General features: G+C 65.4%; 21 protein-coding genes. 5 read left to right on the top strand and 16 right to left on the bottom strand.

Features of this window, described 5'->3' with window-relative positions:
• The first annotated feature begins 5 nt into the window (after positions 1-5).
• From RPB_RS07440 to RPB_RS07455, 4 genes are all read left to right on the top strand, one after another.
• The gene (locus RPB_RS07440) at positions 6-779 is read left to right on the top strand and encodes a ferredoxin--NADP reductase (protein WP_011440375.1); all 774 of its coding nucleotides are present in this window, start codon (positions 6-8) and stop codon (positions 777-779) included.
• 154 nt (positions 780-933) lie between these two features.
• Positions 934-2676, top strand: a complete 1743-nt coding sequence (locus RPB_RS07445; protein WP_041798611.1) for a fumarate reductase/succinate dehydrogenase flavoprotein subunit — start codon at positions 934-936, stop codon at positions 2674-2676.
• Between the two features lie 30 nt (positions 2677-2706).
• Positions 2707-2940 (top strand): 4Fe-4S dicluster domain-containing protein, encoded by a 234-nt coding sequence (locus RPB_RS07450; protein WP_011440377.1) that lies wholly within the window; start codon positions 2707-2709, stop codon positions 2938-2940.
• 3 nt (positions 2941-2943) lie between these two features.
• Positions 2944-3921 carry a HEAT repeat domain-containing protein gene (locus RPB_RS07455; protein WP_011440378.1) on the top strand — a complete coding sequence of 326 codons (978 nt, stop codon included), beginning with the start codon at positions 2944-2946 and terminating at the stop codon, positions 3919-3921.
• A 302-nt stretch (positions 3922-4223) separates the two neighbouring features.
• On the opposite strand, the gene RPB_RS07460 is transcribed toward RPB_RS07455, so the two are convergent.
• From RPB_RS07460 to RPB_RS07515, 12 genes are all read right to left on the bottom strand, one after another.
• On the bottom strand, positions 4224-5042 hold the full coding sequence (locus tag RPB_RS07460) for an ABC transporter ATP-binding protein (protein WP_157038785.1): 819 nt from the start codon (positions 5040-5042) through the stop codon (positions 4224-4226).
• Positions 5043-5071: 29 nt separating this feature from the next.
• Complete coding sequence (locus tag RPB_RS07465; RefSeq protein WP_049824662.1) at positions 5072-5875, bottom strand: ABC transporter permease; 804 nt, start codon at positions 5873-5875, stop codon at positions 5072-5074.
• A gap of 175 nt (positions 5876-6050) precedes the next feature.
• Positions 6051-7043 (bottom strand): NrtA/SsuA/CpmA family ABC transporter substrate-binding protein, encoded by a 993-nt coding sequence (locus tag RPB_RS07470; protein ID WP_011440381.1) that lies wholly within the window; start codon positions 7041-7043, stop codon positions 6051-6053.
• A gap of 148 nt (positions 7044-7191) precedes the next feature.
• Positions 7192-8574: an amidase family protein gene (locus RPB_RS07475; protein WP_011440382.1), complete on the bottom strand. Its 1383-nt coding sequence runs from the start codon at positions 8572-8574 to the stop codon at positions 7192-7194.
• Between the two features lie 28 nt (positions 8575-8602).
• Positions 8603-9370, bottom strand: a complete 768-nt coding sequence (locus tag RPB_RS07480) for a sulfite exporter TauE/SafE family protein (RefSeq protein ID WP_011440383.1) — start codon at positions 9368-9370, stop codon at positions 8603-8605.
• Positions 9371-9508: 138 nt separating this feature from the next.
• On the bottom strand, positions 9509-10231 hold the full coding sequence (locus RPB_RS07485; protein WP_011440384.1) for a Crp/Fnr family transcriptional regulator: 723 nt from the start codon (positions 10229-10231) through the stop codon (positions 9509-9511).
• 264 nt (positions 10232-10495) lie between these two features.
• Complete coding sequence (locus RPB_RS07490) at positions 10496-11500, bottom strand: ABC transporter substrate-binding protein (protein WP_011440385.1); 1005 nt, start codon at positions 11498-11500, stop codon at positions 10496-10498.
• 64 nt (positions 11501-11564) lie between these two features.
• Positions 11565-12407 carry an ABC transporter permease gene (locus tag RPB_RS07495; protein ID WP_011440386.1) on the bottom strand — a complete coding sequence of 281 codons (843 nt, stop codon included), beginning with the start codon at positions 12405-12407 and terminating at the stop codon, positions 11565-11567.
• Positions 12404-13702 carry a M20 family metallopeptidase gene (locus RPB_RS07500; RefSeq protein WP_011440387.1) on the bottom strand — a complete coding sequence of 433 codons (1299 nt, stop codon included), beginning with the start codon at positions 13700-13702 and terminating at the stop codon, positions 12404-12406. The genes RPB_RS07495 and RPB_RS07500 overlap by 4 nt, the downstream gene beginning before the upstream one ends.
• A 306-nt stretch (positions 13703-14008) precedes the next feature.
• A complete protein-coding gene (locus RPB_RS07505; RefSeq protein ID WP_011440388.1) occupies positions 14009-15292 on the bottom strand; it encodes an MFS transporter in 1284 nt (427 codons plus the stop codon).
• Positions 15293-15389: 97 nt separating this feature from the next.
• Positions 15390-16781, bottom strand: coding sequence for an aspartate aminotransferase family protein (locus RPB_RS07510; RefSeq protein ID WP_011440389.1), 1392 nt, complete (start codon positions 16779-16781; stop codon positions 15390-15392).
• Positions 16782-16839: 58 nt separating this feature from the next.
• Entirely contained in the window at positions 16840-19317 is a 2478-nt protein-coding gene (locus RPB_RS07515) for a molybdopterin-dependent oxidoreductase (RefSeq protein ID WP_245258326.1), read from the bottom strand.
• Between RPB_RS07515 and RPB_RS07520 the strand changes: the two genes are divergently transcribed.
• Positions 19262-20755 (top strand): PLP-dependent aminotransferase family protein, encoded by a 1494-nt coding sequence (locus RPB_RS07520; RefSeq protein WP_011440391.1) that lies wholly within the window; start codon positions 19262-19264, stop codon positions 20753-20755. The genes RPB_RS07515 and RPB_RS07520 overlap by 56 nt on opposite strands.
• 58 nt (positions 20756-20813) lie before the next feature.
• Here the strand turns inward: RPB_RS07520 and RPB_RS07525 are convergent, their stop codons facing one another.
• From RPB_RS07525 to RPB_RS07540, 4 genes are read right to left on the bottom strand one after another with little or no spacing between them, the layout of a single operon-like run.
• Positions 20814-22331: a serine hydrolase domain-containing protein gene (locus RPB_RS07525; RefSeq protein WP_011440392.1), complete on the bottom strand. Its 1518-nt coding sequence runs from the start codon at positions 22329-22331 to the stop codon at positions 20814-20816.
• Positions 22332-23696, bottom strand: coding sequence for an acyclic terpene utilization AtuA family protein (locus tag RPB_RS07530; protein WP_011440393.1), 1365 nt, complete (start codon positions 23694-23696; stop codon positions 22332-22334).
• Between the two features lie 14 nt (positions 23697-23710).
• The gene (locus RPB_RS07535; RefSeq protein WP_011440394.1) at positions 23711-25309 is read right to left on the bottom strand and encodes a dipeptide ABC transporter ATP-binding protein; all 1599 of its coding nucleotides are present in this window, start codon (positions 25307-25309) and stop codon (positions 23711-23713) included.
• A complete protein-coding gene (locus RPB_RS07540) occupies positions 25309-26256 on the bottom strand; it encodes an ABC transporter permease (protein WP_041798060.1) in 948 nt (315 codons plus the stop codon). Before RPB_RS07540 ends, RPB_RS07535 begins: the two co-directional genes overlap by 1 nt.
• Positions 26257-26258: the final 2 nt, after the last annotated feature.

Genomic DNA, 26258 nt, shown 5'->3' on the forward strand with positions numbered 1-26258 from the left:
ATCAGATGAGTGCATTCAACAGGGAGCGGGTGCTGTCGGTCCGGCACTGGACCGACACGCTGTTCAGCTTCAGGGCGACCCGGAACTCGGGCTTCCGCTTCCTCAACGGGCAATTCGCGATGATCGGCCTCGAAGTCGATGGCCGGCCACTGCTGCGCGCTTACAGCATGGCCAGCGCCAACCACGAAGAGGCGCTGGAATTCTTCAGCATCAAGGTTCCGGACGGGCCGCTCACCTCGCGATTGCAGCAGATCAAGGAAGGCGACACCATCCTGGTCGGACGCAAGGCGACCGGTACACTCATCACCGACAATCTCATTCCCGGCAAGCGCCTGTTGCTGCTGTCGACCGGCACCGGACTGGCGCCGTTTGCCAGCCTGATCAAGGACCCGGAGGTCTATGAGCGTTTCGAGACCATCATTCTGGTGCACGGCTGCCGCCAGGTTTCCGAGCTCGCCTATGGCGAAGGCTTGGTGACCTCGCTCGGCTCGGACGAATTCTTCGGGCCGCTGATGCGCGAGCAGTTCATCTACTACCCGACGGTGACCCGCGAGCCGTTCCGCAACCGCGGCCGCATCACCGATCTGATCGCATCGGCGCAACTGTTCGACGACATCGGCCTGCCGGCGCTCGATCTCGAAACCGACCGCATCATGCTGTGCGGCAGTCCGGGCATGCTCGAAGAGCTGCGCGATGATTTCGAACGGGGCGGCTTCGTCGAAGGCAGCCACAGCGCGCCCGGGCACTTCGTCGTCGAAAAGGCCTTCGTCGAGCGCTAGGCGCGGCGCGCGTTCCCGATGGGACGCTCGTCCGGGGCAATGGTGGCGCCCTGACAACTAATTGCTATCGCGGTCGGGCCCGCCGTCTATTCTGACAGAAATTCCAGTTCTCCGCGGTGGAATGGAACTGCTGCGAACCCATGAGGAATCGGTGATGGCGATGGACGAAATTCTCGACGACATGTCCGAAGTGTCCTGCGACGTGCTGGTGATCGGCGGCGGAACCGCCGGGCCGATGGCGGCGCTGAAGGCCAAGCTGAAGAACCCGAAGGCCAATGTGGTCCTCCTGGAGAAAGCCAACGTCAAGCGCTCCGGCGCGATCTCGATGGGCATGGACGGGCTCAACAACGCGGTGATCCCCGGCTACGCCACGCCGGAGCAGTACACCAAGGAGATCACCATCGCGAACGACGGCATCGTCGACCAGAAGGCGGTCTACAAATATGCAGAAAATTGCTACTCGATCATCGAGGAGCTCGACTCCTTCGGCATCCGCTTCCTGAAGAACGAGAACGGCGACTTCGCGGTCAAGAAGGTGCACCATATCGGTACCTATGTGCTGCCGATGCCGAACGGCGAGACCGTCAAGAAGGCGTTGTACCGGCAGTTGCGCCGCGCCCGCATCCTGATCTCCAACCGCTACATGGCGACGCGGCTGCTGACCGGCAGCGACGGCCGGGTCGCCGGCGCCGTCAGCGTCAACACCCGCACGGCCGAGATTCTGGTGATCAAGGCCAAGGCGGTGATCCTGTGCATGGGCGCTGCCGGCCGGCTCGGGCTGCCGACCTCGGGCTACATGTTCGGCACCTACGAGAACGCCGCGAATTCCGGCGACGGCTATGCGATGGCGTATCACGCCGGCGCCGCGCTGGCGAACCTCGAATGCTTCCAGATCAATCCGCTGATCAAGGACTACAACGGTCCGGCCTGCGCCTATGTGGCCGGGCCTTACGGCGCCTTCACCGCCAACAACGAGGGCGCGCGCTTCATCGAATGCGATTACTGGTCCGGCCAGATGATGTTGGAGTTCTTCAACGAGCTGCAGTCCGGCAAGGGCCCGGTATTCCTGAAGCTCAACCATCTGCACGAAGACACCATCAGCGAAATCGAGACCACGCTGCACAAGGTCGAGCGGCCGACCCGCGGGCTGTTCCACGAAGGCCGCGGCACTGATTATCGCCAGCAGCCGATCGAGATGCACATCTCGGAGATCGGGTTCTGCTCCGGCCACAGCGCCTCCGGCGTGTTCGTCGACGAATTCGCCCGCACCACGATTCCCGGGCTGTACGCCGCCGGCGACATGGCCAGCGTGCCGCACAACTACATGCTGGGCGCCTTCACCAACGGCGCGGTGGCCGGCGAGCACGCGATGGAGTTCGCCGACAATGCCGATTTCGCCGCATTCGACGCCGCCGACGTCGCGCGCGAGCGAGACCGGGTGATGGCGCCGACCAAGCGCGACGACGGCATTCCGCCGAACCAGATCGAATACAAGGCGCGGCGGCTGGTGAACGATTATCTGCAGCCACCAAAGGTGACGCGCAAGTTCGAGATCGGCCAGCGTCGGCTTGCCGAAGTCCGCGACGACATGGAGAACCGGATGATCGCCCGCAACGCGCACGAATTGCTGCGCGCGCTGGAGACTCAGTCGATCCTGGATTGCGCCGACATGGCGGCGCACGCTTCGCTGTATCGCACCGAAAGCCGCTGGGGCCTCTATCATCTCCGCACCGACTATCCGGAGAAGGACGACGACAATTGGTTCTGCCACACGCTGCTCAGCAAGAAGGACGGCAAAATGGCGAGCGAGAAGCGTGCGGTCGAGCCCTATATCGTTCCGATCGCCGACGACGAGAAGGACCTCTACGACAAGCAGCGCGTGCGCGCCTCCGCCTGATCTTTCCAATTTTCCAGCCTGGAGTTCAAAATGCCGCTCGCCAGTTACGAAACCTCGGTTCCCGTCGTGGTCGACGAAGCCAAATGCATCGCCGACAAGGGCTGCACCGTCTGCGTCGACGTCTGCCCGCTCGATGTGCTGCGGATCAGCGATCTCACCGGCAAGGCCTTCATGGCCTATGACGAATGCTGGTACTGCATGCCGTGCGAAGCCGATTGCCCGACCGATGCCGTGAAGGTCAACATCCCCTATCTGCTGAGGTGACTCATGGCCGAACCGTTCGAAGCCTACGACGATCTCGACGACATCGACGACCGTCTGCATGCCGCCGATGCCGGTGAACGCCGGGTGGCGATCATCGCGCTGGCCAATTCCGGCGATCCCGGTGCGGTGACGCATCTCGACCGCATGACGGCCGATCCCGATCCCGGAGTGCGGCAGCAGGTCGGGCTGGCGCTCGCCGAATTCGACGGCCCGGAGGCGGCGGCTGCGCTCGCCAAGCTGGTGGTCGATCCGGAACAGGCGGTGGCGACGGCGGCGGCCGACGCGATGGCGGAGTTGAAAGATCCCGACAGCGCCGATGCGATCCTGCCACTGGTCGAGCATTCGCACGCTTTCGTGCGGATGGCGGCGCTGCGCGCACTCAAGGAATTGCGACGCAAGGATTCGCTGAAGCCGGCGCTGGATGCGCTGCGCGACATCGACGCCTCGGTGCGGGTGCAGGCGATCGGCGTGATCGGCTTTCTCAAGCTGGAAGAATCGATTCCGGCGCTGACAGCGGCGACTTCCGATCCGGATCCGCATGTCCGGCGCGCCGCAGTCAGCGCACTGGCGTTCTCGCAACTCAAGCCGGCCGCCGACTCCATCACCCGGGCGCTGTCCGACGGCGACTGGATGGTGCGCGAGATCGCCGCCGAGACGCTCGGCACCAATGCCAACGGCCCACAGGCCGCCGACGCGCTGATCGGAGCGGTCGCCGACGAGTTCTGGCAGGTGCGGCTGAAGGCGGTGCGCAGCCTCGGCAAGCTGAAGGTGGCGCGCGGGGTGGCGCAGATCGGCGCGTGCATCGCGCATCAGCAGGCCAATCTGCGCAAGGAAGCCGCCGCCGCGCTCGGCGAGATCGCCGATCCAGCCGGCCAGAAATATCTCGAGCCGGTGATCGACGACGCCGATCCCGAAGTGCGAAAAAACGCCCGCTGGGCGCTGCAGCGCATCGACGCCAAGCGTAGCGCCAGCGGCGGGTGAGCTTCGCGTCTTCGTCATTCCGGGGCGCGCACAGCGACAGCTGCGAGCGAACCCGGAATCTCGCTGCGGTGATTTCGTCAACGTCACGATTCGTCGCGAGAGTCCCGGCTCGCTCGCCTTCGGCTCACGACCCGGAATGACCGCGTGAGAGATTCGTCATTGCGGCGACGCAATCCAGAACTGCAGGTGCAGCCTGCATGTGACGGCCCTGGATTGCCTCGCTGCCGGGCGACGCTTCGCGTCGCCCTCGGCTCGCAATGACGGGTGCTGGCGCGATGCCTCGGCGGAACGCTGCAACGTAACTACTTCACTGCCTGCTGATCGAAGGCGCGCAGGCTTTCGGCGCGGATCAAATCGAGGCAGTCTTTCTTGTAGGCTGCATAGGCCGGCGACAGCACCAGCTCGCTGCTGCGCGGGCGCGGCAGATCGATGCGCAGGTCGCGCAGGATGCGGCCGGGACCGGCGCTCATCAACAGCACGCGGTCGGCCAGGAAGATCGCCTCGTCGATGTCGTGGGTGACGAACACGATGGTGGTGCCGACCTGGGCCCACAGCGCCAGCAGGCTTTCCTGCATCACCGCCCTGGTCTGCGCATCGAGCGCGCCGAACGGCTCGTCCATCAGCAGCACCGCGGGGCGGTTGGCCAGCGCGCGGGCGATCGCCACCCGCTGCTGCATGCCGCCCGACAGGGTGTGCGGATAGGCGTCGGCGAAGCGAGTGAGCCCGACCATCGCGATCAGATCGTCGGCGATCGCGCCGGCCTGCTTGCTCGATTTGCCGGCCATGCTGGGGCCGTGCGAAATGTTGCTGCGCACCGATTTCCAGGGAAACAGATGCGGCTGCTGAAACACCATGCCGCGGTCCGGACCCGGGCCGGTGACCGGCTTGCGGGCGACACGGACACTGCCTTCGAACGGCGTCTCGAAACCCGCGATGGTGTTCAGCACGGTGGATTTGCCGCAGCCGGAAGGGCCGAGCAGGCAGACGAATTCACCGCGCCGGATCTGGAACGACACACGGTCGGCGGCCACCACCTGGCCTTTCGGCGTGTCGAACACGATGCTGACGTCGTCGACGTCGATCTCGATCGGGGCTTGCGTCGTCGCATCGGCGAGGCTCATGCGATTGTCCGCGAGCTGCATCATCGTCATCATCGCCACCACACCAGTCGTTGCGTCAGCGCGGAAAATCCGCGATCGGCCAGAAACGAGATCGCCCCCAGCGCCACCAGCCCGCCCATCACCTGGCCGGTCTGCAAATTCTGCTGCGCGATCTCGATCCGGTAGACGATGCCCGCGAAGGCACCGGCCAGTTCGGCGGCGACCAGCGTATAGAACGAGATGCTGACCGCAGTGCGCAGCCCGACCGCGATGTAGGGCAGCGCGCCGAACAGCACGATCTCGGTCAGCATGCGGCGGCGCGGCGTGCCCAGCATCAAGGCGGCGCGGATCAGTCCGCGATCGATCTTCTGCACGCCGATGTGGGTGGTCAGCCACACGGTGAAGAACACGCCCCAGAACACCAGAAAGATCTTGCCGGTCTCCGACAGCCCGAACCACAGGATCACGATCGGCACGAAGGCGATTGGCGGGATCGGGCGCAAGATATGAAACACCGGCGAGAACAGGCTCGAGATCATCTGGAACTGACCGGTCAGCACGCCGAACACCACGCCGATGCTGGCGCCGAGCAGATAGCCGCTGACGACGCGCGCGACGCTGTAGGCCAGATCGACCGCAAACTCGCCGCTCTTGATCCACTCGCCCATCGCCACCGCCACCACGGTCGGCGGCGGAAACAGAATGATGTTGACGATCTGCGAGCGCGACACCAGCTCCCAGACCAGCAGGAACAGCGGGATCGACAAAATCGAGATCGCCGTATTGATCCGCTGCCGCCGTCCGCTGCTCATGATCGGCCTTCGGGTGCTGGAGGTCGGAGTCACGTGTTTCATCGACAGCTCGATCAGTCTCGGTTGATTACGCCGTTCACCTCTCCCCGGTTGCGGAGAGAGGTCGACCGGCTGAGCGCAGCGAAGTCGGGCGATGAGGGGGCTTTTCACCAAGTCATAACTCGCGGAAACGCCCCTCACGCCGACCCTCTCCCCGCAAGCGGGGCGAGGGAGATCACTAACCGCCCGCAGTGGTGTAGGTGACGCGCGACGGATCGAGTTTCTTCAGGATTGCCGGGGCGAACACCTTTGTGAAATCCGGCATCGTGGCGCCGGGCGGGTGATTGCCGCTTTCCAGTCGCCAGGCCGCATGGGTCTTCAGCACGTCGAGCTGCCGGTCGTCGAGCCGCACCTGATAGACATAGTCGTTCCAGATCGGAGCCAGGTCTTCGCGCTTGATGGCGACGGCCTTGGCGACCGTCGTGATCGCGTCTTCCGGATTGGCCTTCATCCAGGTCTCGGCGGCGATCATCGCCGCCATGAATTTCTCCATCAGCGGGCCGTTCTTCTCCAGATAGTCGCGCATCACCACGATGTTGAAGGTCTCCGAATAGATCCCCTTGGTATCGAGCTCGGCGACGTCGGCGCCCAACGTCTTCTTGGCGTTGGCGATGTGCGGCTCCCAGGTGTCGAATGCGTCGATGCTGCCGGACAGCAGCGCCGGCAGCATTTCCTGCGGACGCAAATTCACCAGCGTGACGTCGTCCTTCTTCAGCCCGGCCGCCTTCAGTAGCGCCAGCGTATAGACCTCGCTGCCGGTGCCGGCGGTGAAGGCGATCTTCTTGCCTTTCAGTCCAGCCTTGTCCTTGATGCCGGCCTTGGTGGCGACCACGGTTTTGAGGTCCGAGTATTCCATCCGCGCCAGGAACGCGATCGGCTGCCCGGCCATCGCCGCGGCGGTGACCGGGGCTTCCGCGGTGGTGGCGATGTCGGCGCCGCCGCCCACAACGGTGTCGAGGCATTGCTTGCCGGAGGTGAAGTTGCTCACGGAGATGTCGAGGCCGTGCTTTTCGAAGAAGCCCTTTTCCTTGGCGACGATGACGATGCCGGAAATCGGCCCGAGATTCTGCGCCAGCCTCGCCTTCAGCATCTCGGCCTCGGCGATCTGCGGCCGCAGCAGCGAACTCAGTACCAGCGCTACGGTGATTGCGGCCGTTCTTGCATGCGACATAGGAGCCCCTCCTTGGTATTCGGTTTGAGACTGCATCCTGGTTCCTGGCGTGGAACGCTCAAGCAATTAATCCACCGCGTCGCGCCTGCCGCAGGGCTGAAAAATCATCAGCCGCTGCCCGTCGTGTAGTCATGTCGTGCCGACTGCGTCAGCTGGCTACAGCCAGCGCCGGCACCATCGCCTGTTCGAAGCCGCGCGCCAGCGTGCGCAGCAACGCGTCGTCGCCGGCGCGGCCGACGAAGCACAGCGACGAGCGCAGGCCGTCGGAGCGGGTCCGGCCGGGGATCGCCACCGCGCACATGTCGAGCGGATTGACGAAATAAGTGTAGGTGCCCATCGCGCTGTTGAGCGCCATCGGATCGGCCAGCATCTGCGCGATGGTGAAAATCGTCGGCACCGTCGGGACCACCATGGCGTCGCAACCCGCCAGCAGCAGGCTGGCCTGGCGCTGCGCCTGTTTGATCTCGTACAGCGCCTGGAAGGCGTCGCGGGCGGTGTAGCTGAGGCCGGGCTGCAATGCGCTCCACACTGCCGGATGAATCGCTTCGGGATGATCGCGCACCACGTCGGCGCAGTCGATCAGCCGCTCCGCCACCATCGCGCTTTGGAACACCAGCCGCCCCGCCGTCTCGAACAGTGTGAAGTCGACCGGCTTCAGCCGGTGGCCGAGGCTTTGCAGCACCGCCAGATCGGCCTCGTAGGCGCGGGCCGCCTCGGTGTCGCCGAAGAAAGTCAGCTGATCGGCGCGCGGAATCGCGATGGTCAGCGGTTGCGGCGCACGCGGGCGCAGCTCGATTGCGCCGGCATCGGTTCGGCTCATCGGATCCAGCACGTCGAAGCCGGCGATGTTTTCGAGGATCTCGTAGGCGTCGTCGGCGAATTTGCAGAACACCGGGATGCAGTCGAACGAGCGGTTGTTGTAGACGAGGCCACGCGAGCTCACCAAACCGATGGTCGGCTTCAGCCCGACGATGCCGTTGCAGGCCGCCGGCACCCGGCCGGAGCCGCCGGTGTCGGTGCCGAGCGAGAACGCCACGATGTCGCGCGCCACCGCGACCGCGGAGCCGGAGCTGGAGCCGCCGGGGATGTAGGCCGGGTCGATGGCGTTGCGGCACAGCGGATCCGGGCTGCGGGTGCCGTTCAGCCCGGTGGCGAACTGATCCAGCGTGTTCTTGCCGATCAGCACCGCGCCGGCCTGTTCGAGCAGTGTCACGGCATGCGCGGAGTCTTTCGGCTCGAGCCGCATCGCCGGGCAATTGGAGGTGGTCGGCAGTCCGGCGACATGGATGCTGTCCTTGACCGAGAACGGCAGCCCGAGCAGCGGCAAGACGGCGCCGGCATCGGCGCGCGCCTGCAACTCCTCGGCGCGCGCGATGGCCGCCGCGGGGTCGACCAGCAGCGTGAAGACGCCCTCGCCGGCGGCGGCCTGCGCGCGGCGGCAGGCTTCGGCGATGATCGCGGGAGCTTTGGCGCCGGCGGCCATGGCGCGGCGGATCGAGGCGAAGCTGAAGTCCAAATCGGCCAGAGTCATGCGCTGTCTTCCTCTTGGTGGCGCCGTCTCAGGCGACGGCTTTTTTCCAGACGGCCAGGCTGGCCGTGATGATGGCGATGCTCATCGCCATGGTGAGCAGTGCCAGCGATACCGAGCGATAGATCCGGCGCGGCAAGTTGGCGAAGGTGAGCAACCCCAATCCGCAGCCGACCGCGGCCGCCGGCACCATCAGCAGGCTGACCCACCAGATCTCGGCCGAATAAGCGCCGCGCGCGGCCGACAGCGCGATACCGAAACCGGCGCTCATCGCGATGAAGGCAATCAGCGTCGCCCGCGCGCTCAGCATCGGCATATTGCTGCCGAGCAGCGACACGATCACCGGCGGGCCGCTCATCGCGGTGCTGCCGTTCAGGCAGCCGGACAAGAAGCCGATCGCGGCGAGGTTCGGCGCGCGCGTCGCCAGCACGTCGCGTTCGCCGCGCCAGGCCCGGAACGCCGCCACCGCGACCGCGAGGCCGAGCAGCAGCCGCATGATTTCAGCGGGCACCAGCGTCAGCACGCTCAGCCCGACCGGCGTGCCGACCACCGCGCCCAGCGCCAGCCATTTCAGCACCCGCAGATCGACGTGCCGCCATTCCGACGGCAATGTCAGCAGGCCGATCGCGCATTCCAGCGGAAACACCGACGGCACCGCCGCGGCGGGCGACAGCACCAGCGTCAGGATCGGCATCGCCGCCAGCGCGAAGCCGAACCCGGAATAGCCGCGGACGAAACCGCCGAACAGGCCCGCGATCAGGATGACCGCGATCCGCTGCGGATCTGAAAACTCGAACATGCACGAAGCCGGCGGACTGGTGGTTGATCGGAGTGGGCGAGTTGACGCCGACAAAATCCGGCATTTCCGGATTCATTGTGAGCAATTAATTGTCAGTTCGACGCTGCGGCGGTCGCGTCCGTGATGTCGCGCCGCGGCTCACTCGCCGGCGTGCCGACGCAGCGCGGTGAGGTCGTTGACGACCAGCGTGGTGGCGCCCGCCGAAATCACGCCGTCGTCCTGCAGCCGGGTCAGCGCCAGGCTGATCGACTGCCTCGTGGCGCCGATCATCCGCGCCAGATTGGCCTGGGTGATGCGGCCGAGCGGAATTGGGCCGTCGCCGTCCTGAGCTGCGGCCTCGCACAGCTTCAGCAGCAGCAGCGCCAGCCGCTCGCCGACCTTCTGGCCGCCCAGCGTCTGCGCCAGCGCCGAATAGGCCTCGCCCTTGAAGCCGAGACAGCCGACCAGAGCAACGGCGAAGGCCGGCGACAGCGCGATCAGGCGGCGGATCGCCGGCTGGTCGAGATGCAGCGCCTCGACCCGTCCCAGCGCCCGCGCCGACCAGCTGTGCAGATGATAACCGAGCACATGCGGAGCACCGACGAAGTCTCCTTGATGCCAGGTCGCCAGCAGCAGCTCGCGCTGTTGCTGACCAACATAGGTGCTTTCGACAACGCCGCTCAGGATGATGTGGATGCCGTCGCCCGGCTCGCCCTGCCGCAGCAGATAGTCGCGGTTCTGAAACCAGACGATCCGGCCGGTGCGCATCACCAGGTCGAGGTCGGGCGGCGGTAGCGCCTGCAGCAAAAAGCGATGCGTCCCCGCATCGCTCCGCGCGGCATCCACCGTCTCGATGTCCTCGGTTGCAATGCTTGGTCCCAACACTGCCCTCCAGGTCGTCACCTGAAAGGCTACGGCCTGTTGCCACTATTGGCAATGCGGCAAAGGCGGACGTCGCGGCGGCCTGCATCGCGCCTCTCACGTGCCCCGGACAAAGCGCACCGCGCCGCGTAGCGGCGTGCTGCAGATCCGGGACCCTGGTTCTTGCCGCGCCATCCAGAGCGGGGTCCCGGATCAGCGGTGCAGCGCTGCGCGCCGCACCTTGTCCGGGACACGAAGCTTGCAAGCCCGATGCGGCCGCGTTGCTTACTTGCCGACTACTTTTTCGATATAGCCAGGCACCAGGAAGGCTTCGAAATCCTTGCGCGGCAGCAGTTTCGGGAGCCGCTCCTGCTTCACCAGAAAGTCGCCGGTGGCCAGCAGCGTGTCGACGAACTGGCCTTTCTTGGCCGTGGTGCCGAGATAGGTTGCGGTCAGCTGCTTGTCGCAAGGCACCATGGCGGTGCCGTTCATCATCCGCATCGCGTCTTCCGGCGGCAGCGACAGCTCCTCGGCGATGATCGCCGCGGTCTTGTCCGGGTTCTTGATCCAGAAGTCGATGCCGGCGCATTCCGCCTTGACGAATTTCTCGACATAGTCGGGGTACTTCTCCGCGAATCCGTTCATCACCACGCCGATGTCCCAGGTCGGGTAGCCGCGCTTCTCCATCAGCCCGGACGACATGTAGATGTGGCCGCCGTTCTTCACCGCCTTGTCCAGATTGGGCTCCCACAGCCAGGCGGCGTCGAGATCACCGCGGATCCAGGCGGTTGCGATGTCGGAGGGCGGCAGATCGAGGATCTTCATCGACGACGGCTCGACGCCCTCGTCGGCCAGCGCCTGCAGCAACAAGTAGTGCGTGGTGGAGCCGAACGGCGCCGCCACCGTCTTGCCCTTCAGATCCTTCAGCGACTTGATGTTCTTCGAGGTGCGCACCACCATCGACTCGACGTCGCCGAGCATGTTGAGCACCAGGATGCCCTTGATCGGCAGCCCGCGGGTGATGCCGATCGCGGTCGGCGGATTGCCGAGCCCGCCGAAATCGACGTCGTTGCCGGCGATGCCGCGCAGCATGTCGCCGCCGCCGCCGAATTTGACGTATTTGATCTCGACACCCGGCATCTCTTTGGCCAACAGGCCGAGGTTCTTGGTCACCAACTGGGCGTTGACCAGATTGAGATAGCCGACCGTGATCTTGGCGGGCTTGTCGGCGGCCTGCGCCGCGGTCAGCGCCAAACCGGCGACGGCGAGTGAAGCAATCAGTCTCTTCATGGTCGGTTCTCCTGCGACGGGAATCGGTGAGGGAAGGGGCGCGCGCCCGCGTCGTGCGCCCGTGTCAGCTTCGGTTGGTCCACGGCATCAGCACCCGGCCGACCAGCCGCATCGCGAAATCCAGCGCGACGCCGGTCAGTCCCAGCACGATCAGCCCCATGATCACGATGTCGGACATCAGGAATTTGGCGGCGTCCCAGATCATCCAGCCGAGCCCGGCGGAAGCGGCGACGATCTCGGCGGCGACCAGAACGGTGTAGGTGAAGCCGAGCGAGATCCGCATCCCGGCGAGGATCATCGGCCCGGCGGCCGGCAGATACACCTCGAATAACAAATCGCGGCGCGAGGCGCCGAGCGACTGCGCGGCGCGGATGTAGATCCGATCGATGGTGGTGACCGCCTGGATCGTGGAGATCACGATGCCGGGCAGCCCGGCCAGGAACAGCAGCGACAGTTTCGAGGTCTCGCCGATGCCGAGCCACATCACCAGCAGCGTGTAGAGCCCGAGCGGCGGCAACGGCCGGTAGAACTCGATCATCGGATTGAGTAGCGCACGGGCGTCGCGCGAGGCGCCCATCAGCACGCCGAGCGGAATTCCCACCAGGCAGGCCAGCGCGAACGCCACCAGAATCCGGTACAGGCTGGTGCCGACATGCTCCAGCAGTGTCGAGCCCTGATAGCCCTTGGTCATGGTCTTGACGAAGGCGTTCCACACCGCCTCCGGCTTCGGCAGGAACAATTCGTTGGCCCAGCCCGCATGGGTGACCACCACCCAGGTCGCCAGCAGCGTGGCGACCGACAGCGACGACAGCAGGAAGGATCGCGACGGCCGCGGCCATCTCAGCCGCAGCCCGCTGTCGCGGGCGGGCTCGGCCGGGGCTGCGATCAGTCCGCTGTCGGCGCTCATGCACGCACTCCCAGGATCCGCATGATGGAGAGCGCGTAGATCCGCGTCGCCATCACCGCCTTGGTGATCGAGATGTTTTCGTTGTCGACGGCCCAGCCGTCCTCGCCCGGGCCGAAGGTCACCGCATTGATGCCGGCCTCGCGAAACCGGATGGTGTCGTTGAAGGCGTTCTTGCGGTTGACGCCGGGCTCGGCGCCCATCAACTCGCGATACACCGCGCGCAGCGACACGCAGGGCTCCTGATCGACCGGCACCGGCTCGGTGCCGTTGACGAACAGCGAGCCCGGCACCTGCCGGACGGTTGCGGTGACGTCGTTCACCGAGGCAAAGGTCTGGCGAATGGTCTGCTCGATGTCGGCGATCACACTGTCCAGCGTCATGCCCGGTACCAGCCCGACCGCCGCCACCGTGATGGTGCAGGCGTCCGGCGAAAACTGCATCTCGCCGGGCAGCCCGCCGCGGATTCGCACCACCGAACAGCACGGCGGGGTGTGGCCCATGAACGCCGCCGGCACATGCGTGAACGCCATCGCCTGCAGTTGCGGCAGCAATTTGCCGGCCGCCATGATGGCGTTGACGCTGATGTCGGGCCGCCAGATATGCGACTTGATGCCCTGAACGACGATTTCGATCAGGCAGTGACCCGAATTTGCGACGGACAGGTTCATGCCCCAGTCGCCGGAGACATCGCCCCAGGCGGTCGGCTCCGCGGTGATCGAATAGTCGGCGGTGAGGCCGACCTGCTGCAGCATATAGATCGAGCCCTCCGTGCCGTTGCGCTCCTCGTCGACCGTGTAGCAGCACATCAGCGTGCCATCGAAGCGGACGCCGGCCTCGATCAGCGCCTGGACGGCGAGCAGTGAGGCGGCGAGGTTGCCGCGGGTGTCGGAGGTGCCGCGGGCATAGAGCAGGTCGCCATGCCGGGTCGGCTTGAACGGATCGAAGCCGGTCATGTGCCACTTCTCCGGCTCCACCGCCGGATAGGTGTCGAGGTGATCGTTGAGGATCAGCGACGGCGCATCCTTGCGGCCTGGCAGCACGCCCAGAATGTTCGGTCGGTGCGGCTGCGCCGCATGCTTGGTCACCGCCATGCCGAGCGCTTCGAGCTTGCCGGCGATCAGCATCGCGATCGCTTCCTCCTCGGCGGCCGGCAAATCGGGATCGAGTGGGTTGGTGGCGCGCGGCTGGCCGGTGGTGATCAGTTCACTGGCCAGCGTCAGCCAGCGTTCCTCGGTGATCCGCGACAGCACATCGGCTTCGATGTCGGCGGTGACAGCAGGCAGTATCATGTTCATGCGAGTTCATTCGGTTGCAGCGCGATCGGCGCGGGATGAGGAACCGACTCCTCATTGCACTCCGCGTGCCAATCACCGAAAAACTGCGTTGGGCGAATAGTATCAGCCGTTTCAATGCTCTAACGGCTTCGGGCGGACCGCAAATTTTTGCATTTGAATGCCGCCATGTGTGGTCCTGACCAGCAGCTGCGCAATTTTGCAGCGGCCGATTTGACTGCCGAAAGTGCTGTCGGAAGGGCGCGCACCCGCGACGGTCGATCGTGCCGTCGGCGCCTGCGTCGAGGCAAAGCGCGTAGTCGGCTGTCTTCAGCGCGGGCTGACGCGATACGGAATCAGCGCCGCCACGATCGTCAGCGAAGCCACCGCGAAGATGAGGCTATAGGTCGACGACGCGCTCCAGCCGCTGGCCGTGCCGAAGCCCGCGATGGCGCCGAACGCCCAACTCGCTACCGCGGCGCCCAGGAACACGAACGTGTTCATCACGCCGAGGCCGCGCCCCCGCATCGACGGGTGAAACAGTTTGCGGCCGTGCGCCATCAGGATCGGGTGCAGCATGCCGATGCTGGCGAGCGCGGCCATCAGCCCGACCGCGAGATAAGGGTTCGCCGACGGGAAAAAGGTCAGTGCTGCGCCGGCCAGCAGCGACAGCGTCGACCATGCGCCGATCGTCGGCTTCAGGTCGAAGCGGCGGACCAGGCCCGGAAGCACGAACGCGGTGCAGAACGCGCTGAAGCTCACAAAGGCGAGCCCGAGTCCCCGGACTTCCGCGTTCATGTGAAAGACGTGGGACAGGTATGGACCGCCCCAGGCGTTGCGAAACGCGGTGCCGGCCGCCATCGCGACGCACATCGGCAGCAACGTCCACAGCGCGCGGATCTCGAGCAGCCGCAGGCTGGTCAGGCACATCGATCCCAGCGAGCGGCCTCGAGCTTCGGCATGGCCTTGATCCCTTACCGTGGTCCACACGCCGATGCAGGCGGCCGCCATGCACAAAGCGGCAACGCCCATCGAGACCCGCCACCCGAACTGCATCGAGGCCCATCCGAGCGGCGCGGTCGCGATCAGGGCGCCGAGCATTCCGGTGCCGTTGGAGCGGCTGACGAGCTTCGCATAGTCGGCCTCGTCGAGGATCTCGGCCGCGTAGTGCAGCAATCCCATGAACACCGGCGCGCAGGCGAGGCCGAGCCCGACCTGAGCGATCATGGCTTGCGGGCCGGACGAGGCGAACGTGAACAGCACTGCGGACAGGGTCCCGACCAGCAGCAAGGCCGCCGTCGGCCGGCCGACGCCGAGCCGGTCGAACAGCACGCCGACGGGGATCTGCGCCAGGCCGAAGGAAAGAAAGAAGCACGACGACAGCGCCCCGAATCCCTCTGGCGAGAGGCCGAGGTCGTGCTGCAACTCGGGCGCCATGACCGCGAGACATGTCCGATAGAACTGGCTCAGCGCGAAGGCAAAAGTGAGAAGCGCGATCGCAGTGCGTCGGCGTCGCCGGGATGTGGTCACGCGAAGAGGCTCGGAGGGCGACATTGCCGAGGACACAGGCTTGTGGTCCGTCTGGTCTGAGAGAGCTGTGTGGCGTCCGCGCATGCCGGGAGACCGCCGTTGCGGTGCTCCCGGAGATGCGGTGCAAGAAGCGTCCGCGCAGGCGCGTGGAATTCGCCGATGGAAGAGAAGCGCTATCGCCTCACGTTGCGAGACCTTGGCTCTTCGCCCATGTGTAAGTGTCGTCCAGCGCCTTCGAGAACATCGAGAGCATCAGGTCGATCTCGCTCTTGGTGATGATCATCGGCGGACAGAACGCGAAGGTGTCGCCGAGATTGCGCGCGATCAGCCCGTGTTCGTGGCTGCGCCCGGACAGATAGGCGCCGACCTTGCCGACGGGATCGAATTTGCGCTTCGAAGCCTTGTCGGCGACCAGTTCGACGGCGGCGATCATTCCGTCGCCGCGAACCTCGCCGACCATCGGATGGGACGCGAAGGCGCCGAGGCCTTCACGCATATAGGCGCCGACCTCCTTGGCATTCGCCACCAGGCCTCGCTCCTCGATGATGGCGAGGTTCTCCAGCGCCACCGCGGTCGCGACCGGATGGCCGCCGGCCGTCAGGCCGTGCGCGAAGGTGCCCAACGCGCCGGCCTTGTCGGCGATGCCCTGATACAGCTTCTCGGAAAAAATCACCGCGCCGAGCGGCTGATAGGACGAGGTGATCTGCTTGGACACGACCAAAATGTCGGGCTCGACCCCGTAATGCTCGGAGGCGAACATCGTGCCCAGGCGGCCGAAGCCGGTGATGACCTCGTCGACGACCAGCAACACGTCGTATTTGCGGCAGACTTCCTGCACCCGGGGCCAGTAACCGACCGGTGGAACGATGACGCCGCCGGCGCCCATCACCGGTTCGCCGATGAACGCCGCGATCGTGTCGGGGCCTTCGGCGACGATGGTGTCTTCGAGCTGCTTGATCAGCCGATCGGTGAACTGCTGCTCGGATTCGCCTTCAAGGCCGAAGCGATAATAATGCGGGCATTCGAGATGGATCACCGGGATTTTCGGCAGGTCGAACGCGTTGTGGTTCGCCGGCAGGCCGGTCAGGCTTCCGGACGCCACGGTGATGCCGTGATATCCGTTCTTGCGGGCGATGAACTTCTTCTTCTCGGGGCGTCCGAGGCTGTTGTTGTAGAACCAGACCAGCTTCACGACGGAGTCGTTGGCTTCCGAGCCGGAATTCGAAAACAGCACGTGGCTCAATTGGCCCGGCGCCATCGCGCAGAGCTTGTCCGCGAGCCTGATCCCCGGCGAGTGCGATTTGTGCGCGAACAGATGATAGAACGGCAGCATCGACATCTGCTTCGCCGCGGCTTCGACCAGGCGCGGCTCGCCGAATCCAACCGCCACGCTCCAGAGGCCGGCCAGCGCTTCGAGATAGCGTTGTCCGTTGGTGTCGTAGACGAACACGCCTTCGCCGCGCTCGATCACGACCGGCCCGACCTGCTCGTGCTGGCGAGGGTTGGTGTAGGGGTGGAACAAATGCTGGATATCGAGTTCGCGAAGTTCTTTGCTGAGGATGGTCTCGTTCATGGTGTTCTTTCATTCAGGTCGAAAGGTGTTGAAGCCGGCGGCGCGGCCCGCCAGTTCGTCATGTCGCCAGGCTCGCCACGCCGTCCGGCGTGTCGAAGGCCGAGACCGGCGGTGCCGCGTCGAGATACTTCTCGATGTCGACGAGGCAGGTCTGCGCCGCACAGCCTTGCGAAAACGATGATGCGGCGAGATCGGCCGTGAGCGCGTTGGGGTTGCCGTGCTTCTCCAGCACCTGGTTTCCGCTCCAATCCTGTGGGTCGAACCATGCGCCCGTCGACAAGCGTACCACCCCGCTTACGACATTGGCAGTCACGTTCGCACCGCTCAGGCACGAGCCGCGGGCGTTGAACAGCCGCACGATGTCGCCGGTCCGGATGCCCCGCCGGTCGGCGTCGTCGGGATGGATGTCGACCGGTTCGCGGCCCTGGATCTTCTGAGATCGGCTCAACGGGCCATGATCGAGCTGGCTGTGAAGCCGCGTCGAGGGCTGATCCGATATCAGGTGCAGCGGATAGGTGGTCGCCAGCGGACTTCCGAGCCATTCGGCCGGTTCGAGCCACGTCGCGTGTCCGCCCGGGCAATCCGCGTAACCGAACCCGTCGACCGTCGCCGAATAGATCTCGATCTTGCCGGACGGCGTTCCCAGCGGATGGGCCAGCGGATCGTCGCGGAAGGCCTCCAGCATCACGGTCGGCCGCGAGGGCTTAGGCAGCGCGACGGTCTCGCCGTGCCAGAAGGATTCGAAGTCCGGCAGTGCCACGCCGTCGCCCGCGATCCGCTCGCGCCAGTCGATGTAGAGATGTTCGATCCATTGCCGCGCATCGCGGTGTTCGGAAAACGCCGCGTCGACGCCGAGGCGGTCGGACAAGCCACGGAAGATGTCGTAGTCGTCGCGGGCTTCTCCGACGCGGGGAATCGCCTGCTTCATCGGGGCGATCAGGTGCTCCTTGGGCGAGAAGAAGATGTCCTCCCGCTCCAGCGCGGTGGTGGCGGGAAAGACGACGTCGGCCATCTTCGCCAGCGGAGTCCAGAACTGCTCGTTCACGAACACCGAGTCGGGCAGCCGCCAGGCGTTGACGAGTCGGGTCAGGTCCTGATGGTGATGAAACGGATTGCCGCCGGCCCAGTAGACCAGCTTGACGTCGGGATAGTGATGGATCTTGCCCGAATAGGTGAAAGGCTGCCCCGGGCTCTCGAGCATGTCGACGATGCGCGCGACCGGAATGAAACTGTCGACCGCATTGCTGCCCTGGGGCAGGGTGGGCCCGCTGATCCGCGCATGCGGACTTCCCAATAGATTCTCGGCGCCATAGCCGACACCGAAGCCGCCGCCGGGCGTGCCGATCTGACCGACCAGCGCGGCGAGCGAGATCAGCGCCCAATACGGCTGCTCGCCGTGATGGGCGCGCTGCAACGACCACGCGGCGTTGATCATGCAACGCTTGGCGCCCATCTCCCGGGCCAGCGATCGAATCCGCTCCGGGTCGATGCCGGTGATGCCTCCGGCCCAGTCCGGTGTCTTGCGCACGCCGTCCTTCTGGCCGAGCAGATAGTTCCGGAAAACCTCGAAGCCGACGCAGTATGTCGCGAGGAACGTGGTGTCGTGCAAACCCTCCTCGACCAGCACGTAGGCCAGCGCCAGCATCAGCGCCGTGTCGGTGTTCGGGCGGATCGGCCACCATTCGAAGTCGGCGCCGGTCTCCAGATCTTTCCGGGTCGGGCTGATGTTCACGAATTTGATGCCGGCGCGCTGCATCCGGGCGAGGGCTCCGGGAATACGATGCTCGGCAGTGCCGCCCTGCGAAATCTGGGCGTTCTTGGCCGGCACGCCACCGAACGTCACGAACAATTCGCAGTGCTCGATCAGCGAGTCCCAGTCGTTGTGCGTCATCATCAGCTCGCCGATCGGCGCGACCAGATAGGGCAGCAATGGGTGAGCGACGCCGAGGCTGTACGAATTGAGGTGGCGGACGTAGCCGCCGATGCAGTTGAGGAAGCGGTGGACCTGGCTCTGGGCATGATGAAAGCGGCCGGCGCTGGACCAGCCGTAGGAGCCGCCGAAGATCGCTTGATTGCCGTGCTGCTGCTTCACGCGGCCGAGTTCGCGGGCCACGAGGTCGAGCGCGACGCTCCAGTCGACTTCGACGAACGGCTCGAGGCCGCGTTGGCCGCGGGATGCCGGGCCGTTCTCCAGCCAGCCCTTGCGCACGGCAGGGCGCCGAACCCGCGAATCGGACCGCGCCGTCTCCAGCATCTGCAAGCCGATCGGCGACGGGCTCGGATCCGTCGCGAAAGGATGGATCGAAACCTCGGCCGTCATCGCGTCGCGGATCTCATAAAGGCCCCAATGGGCCGCCGTCAGCGTCTTCGGGTGATTCATCAGGATCCGTCTGAGATACCTACGTGGCCCTATCATGCGGACGGATGTTGCTGTTTCATAAAGCCAGCACCTCCTTTCGGTAAGGCCAGCAGGAAACCCGATGCAATCAGACGAAGACCGGCTGATGTGGAAGGAACTGCTCGGCCGCAGTGCCAAAGAGGGCGTCCAGTTGCAGGCGCAATTGCGCAACGCCTTCGTCGACGCCATCGTCGATGGAAATCTGCCTGCGGGGCGCAGGGTGCCGTCGAGCCGCGAACTGGCGGCGCTCGCAGGCGTGTCGCGGACGACAGCTTCGCTGGTGCTGGAGAAACTGGCCGCGGACAGCTTCCTGGAGGCGCGCCCGCGAGACGGCTTCTATGTGTCGTCGGCGCTGAAGCGGCGTCAGGTCACCTTCGGACGCGCGGTCGGCAACGCCGACCAGCCCGACTGGGCCGCGCGGCTGGTCCACGCCGAGGTCGGATATCCCTGGCAGGAGCGGCCGCGAGGCTGGGAAAGCTGCAAATATCGGTTCGTTTACGGCGAGGTGAACGCCCAGACGTTTCCGTTCACGGACTGGCGGGACGCCAGCCGGTCGGCGCTGACCAGTCCGGCCATCCAGCATTGGGGCCAGGACAGCGGCGGCGAAGACAGCCGGCCGCTGATCGAGCAGATCATCAACAAGATCCTGCCGCGACGAGGCATCGCCGCCGCGGCGGACCAGGTGATGCTCACACTCGGAACGCAACACGGGCTGTATCTGATCGCCCAGACCCTGCTGGGCCCCGGTCTCAAGGTCGGGGTCGAGGAGCCCGGCTACATGGACGCGCGCTTCATCTTTCTCCGCAGCGGGGCGGATCTCCTCTCCATCCCGATCGATGCATTCGGCATGACGATCGACAAGCGATCGCTCGACTGCAACTACCTGTATTGCACGCCGAGCCATCAGGCGCCGACCGGCGTGACGATGAGCACGGAGCGGCGTCTGTCGCTGCTCAATCAGGCGATCGTGCAAGATCAGATCATCATTGAGGACGATTACGAGCCCGAACTGAAATATGACGGCGCCGCCGCGGCGGCGCTGAAGGCGATGGATCGGTCGGGGCGCGTGATCTATCTCAGCAGCCTGTCGAAGCTGGTCTGCCCCGGCTTGCGGATCGGCTATCTGGTCGGCCCAGAAACGCTGATCGCCGAACTCAAATCGCTGCGACGCTTGATGCTGCGGCAGTTGCCGGGCAACAATCTGGCCAGCGCCGCGCAGTTCATTCGGCAGGGGCACTACGACCGCTTGATGACCGAGATGCGGCGCTCACTCGAGACGAAGGCCAAGCTGATCGTCGATACGCTGCGCAGGGAACTGCCGATCGCTGAGTACGAGGCGCCGACCGGCGGCTCCGCGATCTGGATGCGGATCCCGGGATGCCGCAGCCCGTCGAAGCTGCGCGCCGCCTGCTTCGATGCCGGAGTTCTGATCGATCCGGTCGAGCCCTACTTTGCCCTGGCGCCGAAGGAGACCTGGGTGCGCCTCAACTTCGCGTCGATGCCGAGACAACTGGTGGAAGCCGGCACGGTGGCGTTCGCCCGGACTGTGAGCAAGCTGATCCGGAGCGGCGGGTAGCGCGCCGTGCCCTCACTGCGGACCCTGATGTTCCGCAGCGAGGGCGTGCGCGACTGGACTAGTCGTCGTCCTGCAGCGCCGATTTCACCGCTTGGGTGAAGGCGACGACCTCCGCCACCCTGTCGTGCTCGCCGGGGCCGCGGTATCTCGGCTGCGGAAATGCGCCGAGCGTGACGATGGCGAGCTGCTCGGCGCGGTTGATGTAGATCCGCTGCCCGGCGAAGCCCACCGCCGTCATCGCGTCGTCCTCGGCGATCCACCAACTGTAACCGTAGCCGTCCAGCGCCCCCGAACTGATCTGGGGCATCAGGGCCCGGTCGGCATCGGAGAACTTATAGGCCCGGCGGTTGGCGTCGTCGTTCCATCCCGCCGGCAGCAGGCGCGCGCCGTCCACGACGCCGTCGTCGAGCACGAATTGCGCGAACCGGCCGAAATCGCGCAGCGCGATGCCTGCGCGGCTGCCGCCGATCTCCAGTCCGTCCGGCGACTCCAGCGTATAGAACGCGTCGAATTCCATGCCGCAGGGCTGCCAGATCTTGCGCGACATGTAGTCGGCGAGCGGCATGCCGACGGCGCTGCGCAACACCGCGCCGAGCAGGAAGGTGTCGCCCGTGTTGTAGTGCCAGTGCGCGCCGGCTGCGTGCTCACGCGGCAGCGCCTTCAGCAGAGCAAAGACGCCACCGGGCACGCCGTCGGCGAGAGATTTGCTGTAGCGGTTCACGTCCGATTGCTTGTCGGTATAGTCTTCGTTCCATCGGATGCCGGACGACATCGTCAGCAGGTGCTTGACGGCGACGTCTTCGTAGGCGGAGCCTGCGAGCGACGGCACGTAATTCGTCACCGCGTCGTCGAGCGAATGGATCGCGCCGTCCTGCAGCGCGACGCCCACCAGGGTCGCGGTGATCGATTTGACGGTCGACATCGTGCTCCAGCGGTCGGATGGCAACAGCCCCAGCCCGTACTGCTCGATCACGACCTTTCCGTTCTTCAGGACGATGAGGCCGCTCAGCGAATTCCGATCGATGAAATCGTCGAGCGACAACGTCGCTCCGTCGCTTCGGTACTCGATCTGGACGTGCTGCCCATAGCGGAGTGGGCGCGGCGAGGGGCCCTTGCGGATGACGCGGGAGTTGAACAGCTTGTCGACGATCCGATAGCCGTAGGCCTGGACGTTCGGCGGCCACAGCAGAAAATCCTCGGCCCTGGGCAGATGCGCGGTCGGCGTCGCCGGAGTGCCCGACCCGTTCCGCGCCGTCGCCGCGTAGCCGGGCGGCGCGGGCACGTCCATCTCCAGCAGCGCCGAACTCAGCGACTTGCCGTGGCTGTCCAGCGACAGCGATCTGGCGACGCCGCCGCCCAGCGCGTCGTCGAGCACGAAGTTGAAGGCACCGACATTCGGCAAGTCGTAGCGTTCGACGGCGCCGTACACGATGTGGCGCAGATGTTCCTTCACGCGTTCGGCGGTGACGATGTCGCGCAGGTGCTGATAGTGCGACGCATCGTAGGGAATCAGGGAGATGTTCGACCTGTTGCCTTTGTCGCCGGTGCGCGAATGCGCGAGTTCCCGAAGCTTCATCTACGCCTCCAACATGGTGACGACCGGACTCGTCTGGTCGCGCGGGATCAGCACCGATTGCACCGCGATTACCTCGCGGACCAGTTGAACCACGCCGCCGCCGCCGGCCGGACCATTGGTGTAGAGCGACTCGACCTCACGGGCGACGGCCTCGGCCAGCGTCCGGGTCGCGACCCTGGCGGCGACCCGCAGCCGTACTTCGTAGGGATCGCCTATGCCGCCAGCGAGGCGTTGCCCGTGCAGCGAGTCGATGCCGATCAGATCGACCTTCAGTTCATCGACGGCGACGCCGGCGCGCGCCAGCCGCTGGCGCACGATGTCGCCGGCCAGCCGGGCCCTGGTGACCGCGCCACTGCCGCCATACGAGATCTGCCCCTCTCCGATATAGCCGTCCCGGTAGGCGACCGAGACTTTCAGGGTCGCGGGCCGGGGCGATCCCTTGGCGCCGGTCAGACGAACGCGGTCTTGCCCGAGGACTTCGATGCGAACGTCGGAGAAATCGGCGATGACGTCGGGCTGGTAGTACGCACGCGGATCGTGGATTTCGTAGAGCAACTGCTCCTTGCAGGTCGCCGCCGTGACGCATCCGCCGGTGCCGGGAAGCTTGGAGATCACCAGGTCGCCGGTCTCGTCGACCTCGCCGATCGGGAAGCCGAGATTGCCGAGATTCTCCACGTCCTTGTAGCCCGGGTCGGCGAAATAGCCGCCGGAGACCTGACCAGCGCATTCCAGCATGTGGCCGATCAGCGTTCCCCGCCCCATCAGGTTCCAGTCCGTCATCGACCAGCCGAATTCATGCACGAGGGGGCCGAGAAACAGCGCCGGATCCGAGACGCGCCCGCAGATCACGATATCCGCCCCCGCATCGAGCGCCGCGCAGATGCCGGATGCGCCGAGATAGGCGTTCGCCGCGATGATCTCGTGCGATCGGGCGTCGAGCGCTTCGCCCGATTCCAGGAAGCGCGCGGACGAGCCCTTCACCTGCGCGAGCACGTCGTCGCCTTCGAGCACGGCGATCTTCAGGCCCGCGATGTTCAACTCTCCGGCGATCGCCTGCGCCAAGCGCCCGGCCGCCGCGGGGTTGACGGCGCCCATATTGGTGACGATGCGGAAACCTTTCTCGCGCTGGATCGGCAGCACCGCGCGCATTCGCGCCTCGAACATCGGATCGTAGCCGAGCTCGGGCGAGGTCTGCTTCTGCTGTTGGGCAAGCGCGATGGTTCGCTCCGCGAGACATTCGAAGATCAGGTAGTCGAGCTTGCCGTCCCGCGCCAGATCGAGTGCGGGTTCGATGTGGTCGCGCGCAAAGCCTGCGCCCGCTCCGAGTCTGACGACCCGGCGCTCCACGGTTTCCCTGGTGTTCATGCGTCCTTCCCGATCTAGTTTCTTTTTGGAACCGCCGCGATCAATTGTCTGGTGTAGGCCTGGGTCGGAGCGCCCAGCACGTCCTGGGCGGTTCCCTGTTCGACGACCCGGCCGGACTGCATCACGAGGATGCGGTCGCACAGGCGGGCCGCGACCCGCAGGTCGTGGGTGATGAACAACATCGCCAGCCCAAATTGGGCCTGGATCTCTTCCAGCAGGTCGAGAATCTGCTTCTGCACCGAGACGTCGAGCGCGGACACGGCTTCGTCGGCGATCAGCAGCTTCGGTTCGCAGGCCAATGCGCGCGCGATACAGATGCGTTGGCGCTGACCGCCCGAGAATTCGTGCGGATATCGTTTGAGCCCCGCTTCCGGCAGCCGCACGCGGTGCATCAGGTCGCGGGCCCGGTCGACCGCCGCAGCGCGCGGCACGCCGAAATTCATCGGTCCTTCGATCAGCGACTCCAGCACGCTCAGTCTCGGATTCAGGGAGCGGTACGGATCCTGGAAGACCATCTGGACCTGGCGGCGAACCTCCAGTTCTTCCTTCCGGGATCGCGTGGCGACGAGCGGCAGACCGTCGATGAAGATCTCGCCGCTGTCGAAGTCGTTCAGTCGGGCGATGCAGCGTGCCAGTGAGGATTTCCCCGAACCGGACTCGCCGACGACGCCGACGGTTTCGCCTGGGCGGACGAGCAGGCTGATGTTGTCCGCCACCACCGTTTCGCGGCGCTTGCCGAACCAGCCGCCCTGACGGTAGGCGTTGTTCAGCTTGATCACCTCGAGTGCGACCTTCCTGGACGCGCTCGGCTCGGTTCGCATCGGTTCGATCGACGGCACCGCTGCGATGAGCATCCGCGTGTAGTCCGTCTTGGGTGTCTGCAGAGTCTCCTCGCAGCTGCCGCTTTCGACGATGTCGCCAAGGCGCATCACCACCACCCGGTCGGCGATCTGCTCGGCGACGCCGATGTCGTGCGTGATGAACAGGATCGCAGTGCCGGTCTGGTTCTTGAGCTCCACGATGAGCTTGAGGATTTCGGCCTGGGTGGTGACGTCGAGGGCGGTCGTCGGCTCGTCGCAGATCAGCAATGCCGGCTTCATGCAGAGCGCCAGCGCGATCATCACCCGTTGTCGCTGGCCGCCGGAGAGCTGATGGGGAAACGACCGATAGACCCGTTCGGGCTCGGCGAAGTGGACCTGCCTCAGCATGTCGAGCACGCGCGCGCGCCTTTCGGATGCAGGCGCCACGCCGTGAATCAGCAGCAGCTCCTCGATCTGAGCCCCGCACCGCGCCACCGGATTGAGCGCGGTCATCGGCTCCTGGAAGATCATCGACATCCGCTTGCCGCGCAGCTCCATGAGCTTGTCGGACGCCATTGAAGCGACATCGTCTCCCAGCACGCAGATCCGGCCGGACGAGATCGTCAGGGCCTTGGGCAGCAGGCCCATGATGGCGTGGGCGATCACCGATTTTCCGGAGCCGGATTCGCCGAGCAGACAGACGATCTCGCCGGCGGCGATCGACAGGTTCATGCCCTTGACGGCGTGAGACCGGTCGCCGCTGGCGGGCAGGTCGACGACCAGATTGTCGATCTCGAGGACGGGGCTCTTCATCAGCTTTCGACCGGTGCGTATTTGGGATCGAGCACGTCTCTCAGGCCGTCGCCGATCATGTTGATGGCGACGATGGTCACCGCCAGGAACGCACCGGGGATGAGGACGAGATGCGGCGCCAGGTTGAAATTGACACGGCCGTCGGCCATCACATTGCCCCAGGTCGGCACGTCGCTGGTGAAGCCGACGCCGAGGAAAGAGAGAACCGCTTCGACCAGAATCGCCGAGCCGAAAATGAACGTTCCCTGGATCGCGAGCGGCGCCATCACGGCAGGGAGGATGTGTCGCCACATGATCTTCCACCACGGCGTACACATCATCCGGGCGGCCTCCACGAAGGCGATCGTCTTGACCGACAAAACCGTCGCACGCACCACGCGCGCCACCCGGGGAAGGTCGGGAATGGCGATGGCGATCACCAGCGTCGTCAGCGACACGTTCCACAGCGACACGAGGGCGATGGCGAGCAGGATCGAAGGAACCGCCATCAGACCGTCCATGACGCGCATCAACGGGCCGTCGAGGCGTCGGACATAGCCTGCGAACAGGCCGATCAAACAGCCGACGACGATGCTCGCCGCGGCCACAGAGGCCCCCACGGTCAGCGAGATCCGCGCGCCGTAAACGACACGGCTGTAGACGTCGCGACCCATACTGTCCGTGCCGAACACGAAGTAGTGCGCGAACGAGTCGCCGGACAGATCGGTGAAGGTCGTACTCGTTCCGATCGGAATGCTGACCAGCATCGGATCCATCGATGCGGGGTCGATCGTGTAGAGATAGGGGGCGAAGACGGCGATCAGCACGATCAGCAGGAACAGGAGGCCGCCGATCTGGACTCCGGAGTGCCGCAGCAGGCGGCGCAGCGTCCCGCGCCACGGCGCTTCGGCCGACACCGGGGCTGCGTCGGGCGACAATCCGTCTTCGGGGGAGACGATCGAATTCATGC

Source organism: Rhodopseudomonas palustris HaA2 (genome assembly GCF_000013365.1).
In the GTDB taxonomy this organism is placed as follows: Bacteria; Pseudomonadota; Alphaproteobacteria; order Rhizobiales; family Xanthobacteraceae; genus Rhodopseudomonas; species Rhodopseudomonas palustris_J.

What these genes read in the sequence shown, in the direction of transcription:
- RPB_RS07440 (WP_011440375.1), top strand. Translation starts at nt 6, where the DNA reads ATGAGTGCATTCAACAGGGAGCGGGTGCTGTCGGTCCGGCACTGGACC.
- RPB_RS07490 (WP_011440385.1), bottom strand. Translation starts at nt 11,500, where the DNA reads ATGAAGAGACTGATTGCTTCACTCGCCGTCGCCGGTTTGGCGCTGACC.
- RPB_RS07505 (WP_011440388.1), bottom strand. Translation starts at nt 15,292, where the DNA reads ATGCGCGGACGCCACACAGCTCTCTCAGACCAGACGGACCACAAGCCT.
- RPB_RS07460 (WP_157038785.1), bottom strand. Translation starts at nt 5,042, where the DNA reads ATGAGCCTCGCCGATGCGACGACGCAAGCCCCGATCGAGATCGACGTC.
- RPB_RS07520 (WP_011440391.1), top strand. Translation starts at nt 19,262, where the DNA reads ATGCAATCAGACGAAGACCGGCTGATGTGGAAGGAACTGCTCGGCCGC.
- RPB_RS07500 (WP_011440387.1), bottom strand. Translation starts at nt 13,702, where the DNA reads ATGAACATGATACTGCCTGCTGTCACCGCCGACATCGAAGCCGATGTG.
- RPB_RS07535 (WP_011440394.1), bottom strand. Translation starts at nt 25,309, where the DNA reads ATGAAGAGCCCCGTCCTCGAGATCGACAATCTGGTCGTCGACCTGCCC.
- RPB_RS07455 (WP_011440378.1), top strand. Translation starts at nt 2,944, where the DNA reads ATGGCCGAACCGTTCGAAGCCTACGACGATCTCGACGACATCGACGAC.
- RPB_RS07450 (WP_011440377.1), top strand. Translation starts at nt 2,707, where the DNA reads ATGCCGCTCGCCAGTTACGAAACCTCGGTTCCCGTCGTGGTCGACGAA.
- RPB_RS07530 (WP_011440393.1), bottom strand. Translation starts at nt 23,696, where the DNA reads ATGAACACCAGGGAAACCGTGGAGCGCCGGGTCGTCAGACTCGGAGCG.
- RPB_RS07480 (WP_011440383.1), bottom strand. Translation starts at nt 9,370, where the DNA reads ATGTTCGAGTTTTCAGATCCGCAGCGGATCGCGGTCATCCTGATCGCG.
- RPB_RS07540 (WP_041798060.1), bottom strand. Translation starts at nt 26,256, where the DNA reads ATGAATTCGATCGTCTCCCCCGAAGACGGATTGTCGCCCGACGCAGCC.
- RPB_RS07475 (WP_011440382.1), bottom strand. Translation starts at nt 8,574, where the DNA reads ATGACTCTGGCCGATTTGGACTTCAGCTTCGCCTCGATCCGCCGCGCC.
- RPB_RS07470 (WP_011440381.1), bottom strand. Translation starts at nt 7,043, where the DNA reads ATGTCGCATGCAAGAACGGCCGCAATCACCGTAGCGCTGGTACTGAGT.
- RPB_RS07495 (WP_011440386.1), bottom strand. Translation starts at nt 12,407, where the DNA reads ATGAGCGCCGACAGCGGACTGATCGCAGCCCCGGCCGAGCCCGCCCGC.
- RPB_RS07465 (WP_049824662.1), bottom strand. Translation starts at nt 5,875, where the DNA reads ATGAAACACGTGACTCCGACCTCCAGCACCCGAAGGCCGATCATGAGC.
- RPB_RS07510 (WP_011440389.1), bottom strand. Translation starts at nt 16,781, where the DNA reads ATGAACGAGACCATCCTCAGCAAAGAACTTCGCGAACTCGATATCCAG.
- RPB_RS07525 (WP_011440392.1), bottom strand. Translation starts at nt 22,331, where the DNA reads ATGAAGCTTCGGGAACTCGCGCATTCGCGCACCGGCGACAAAGGCAAC.
- RPB_RS07445 (WP_041798611.1), top strand. Translation starts at nt 934, where the DNA reads ATGGCGATGGACGAAATTCTCGACGACATGTCCGAAGTGTCCTGCGAC.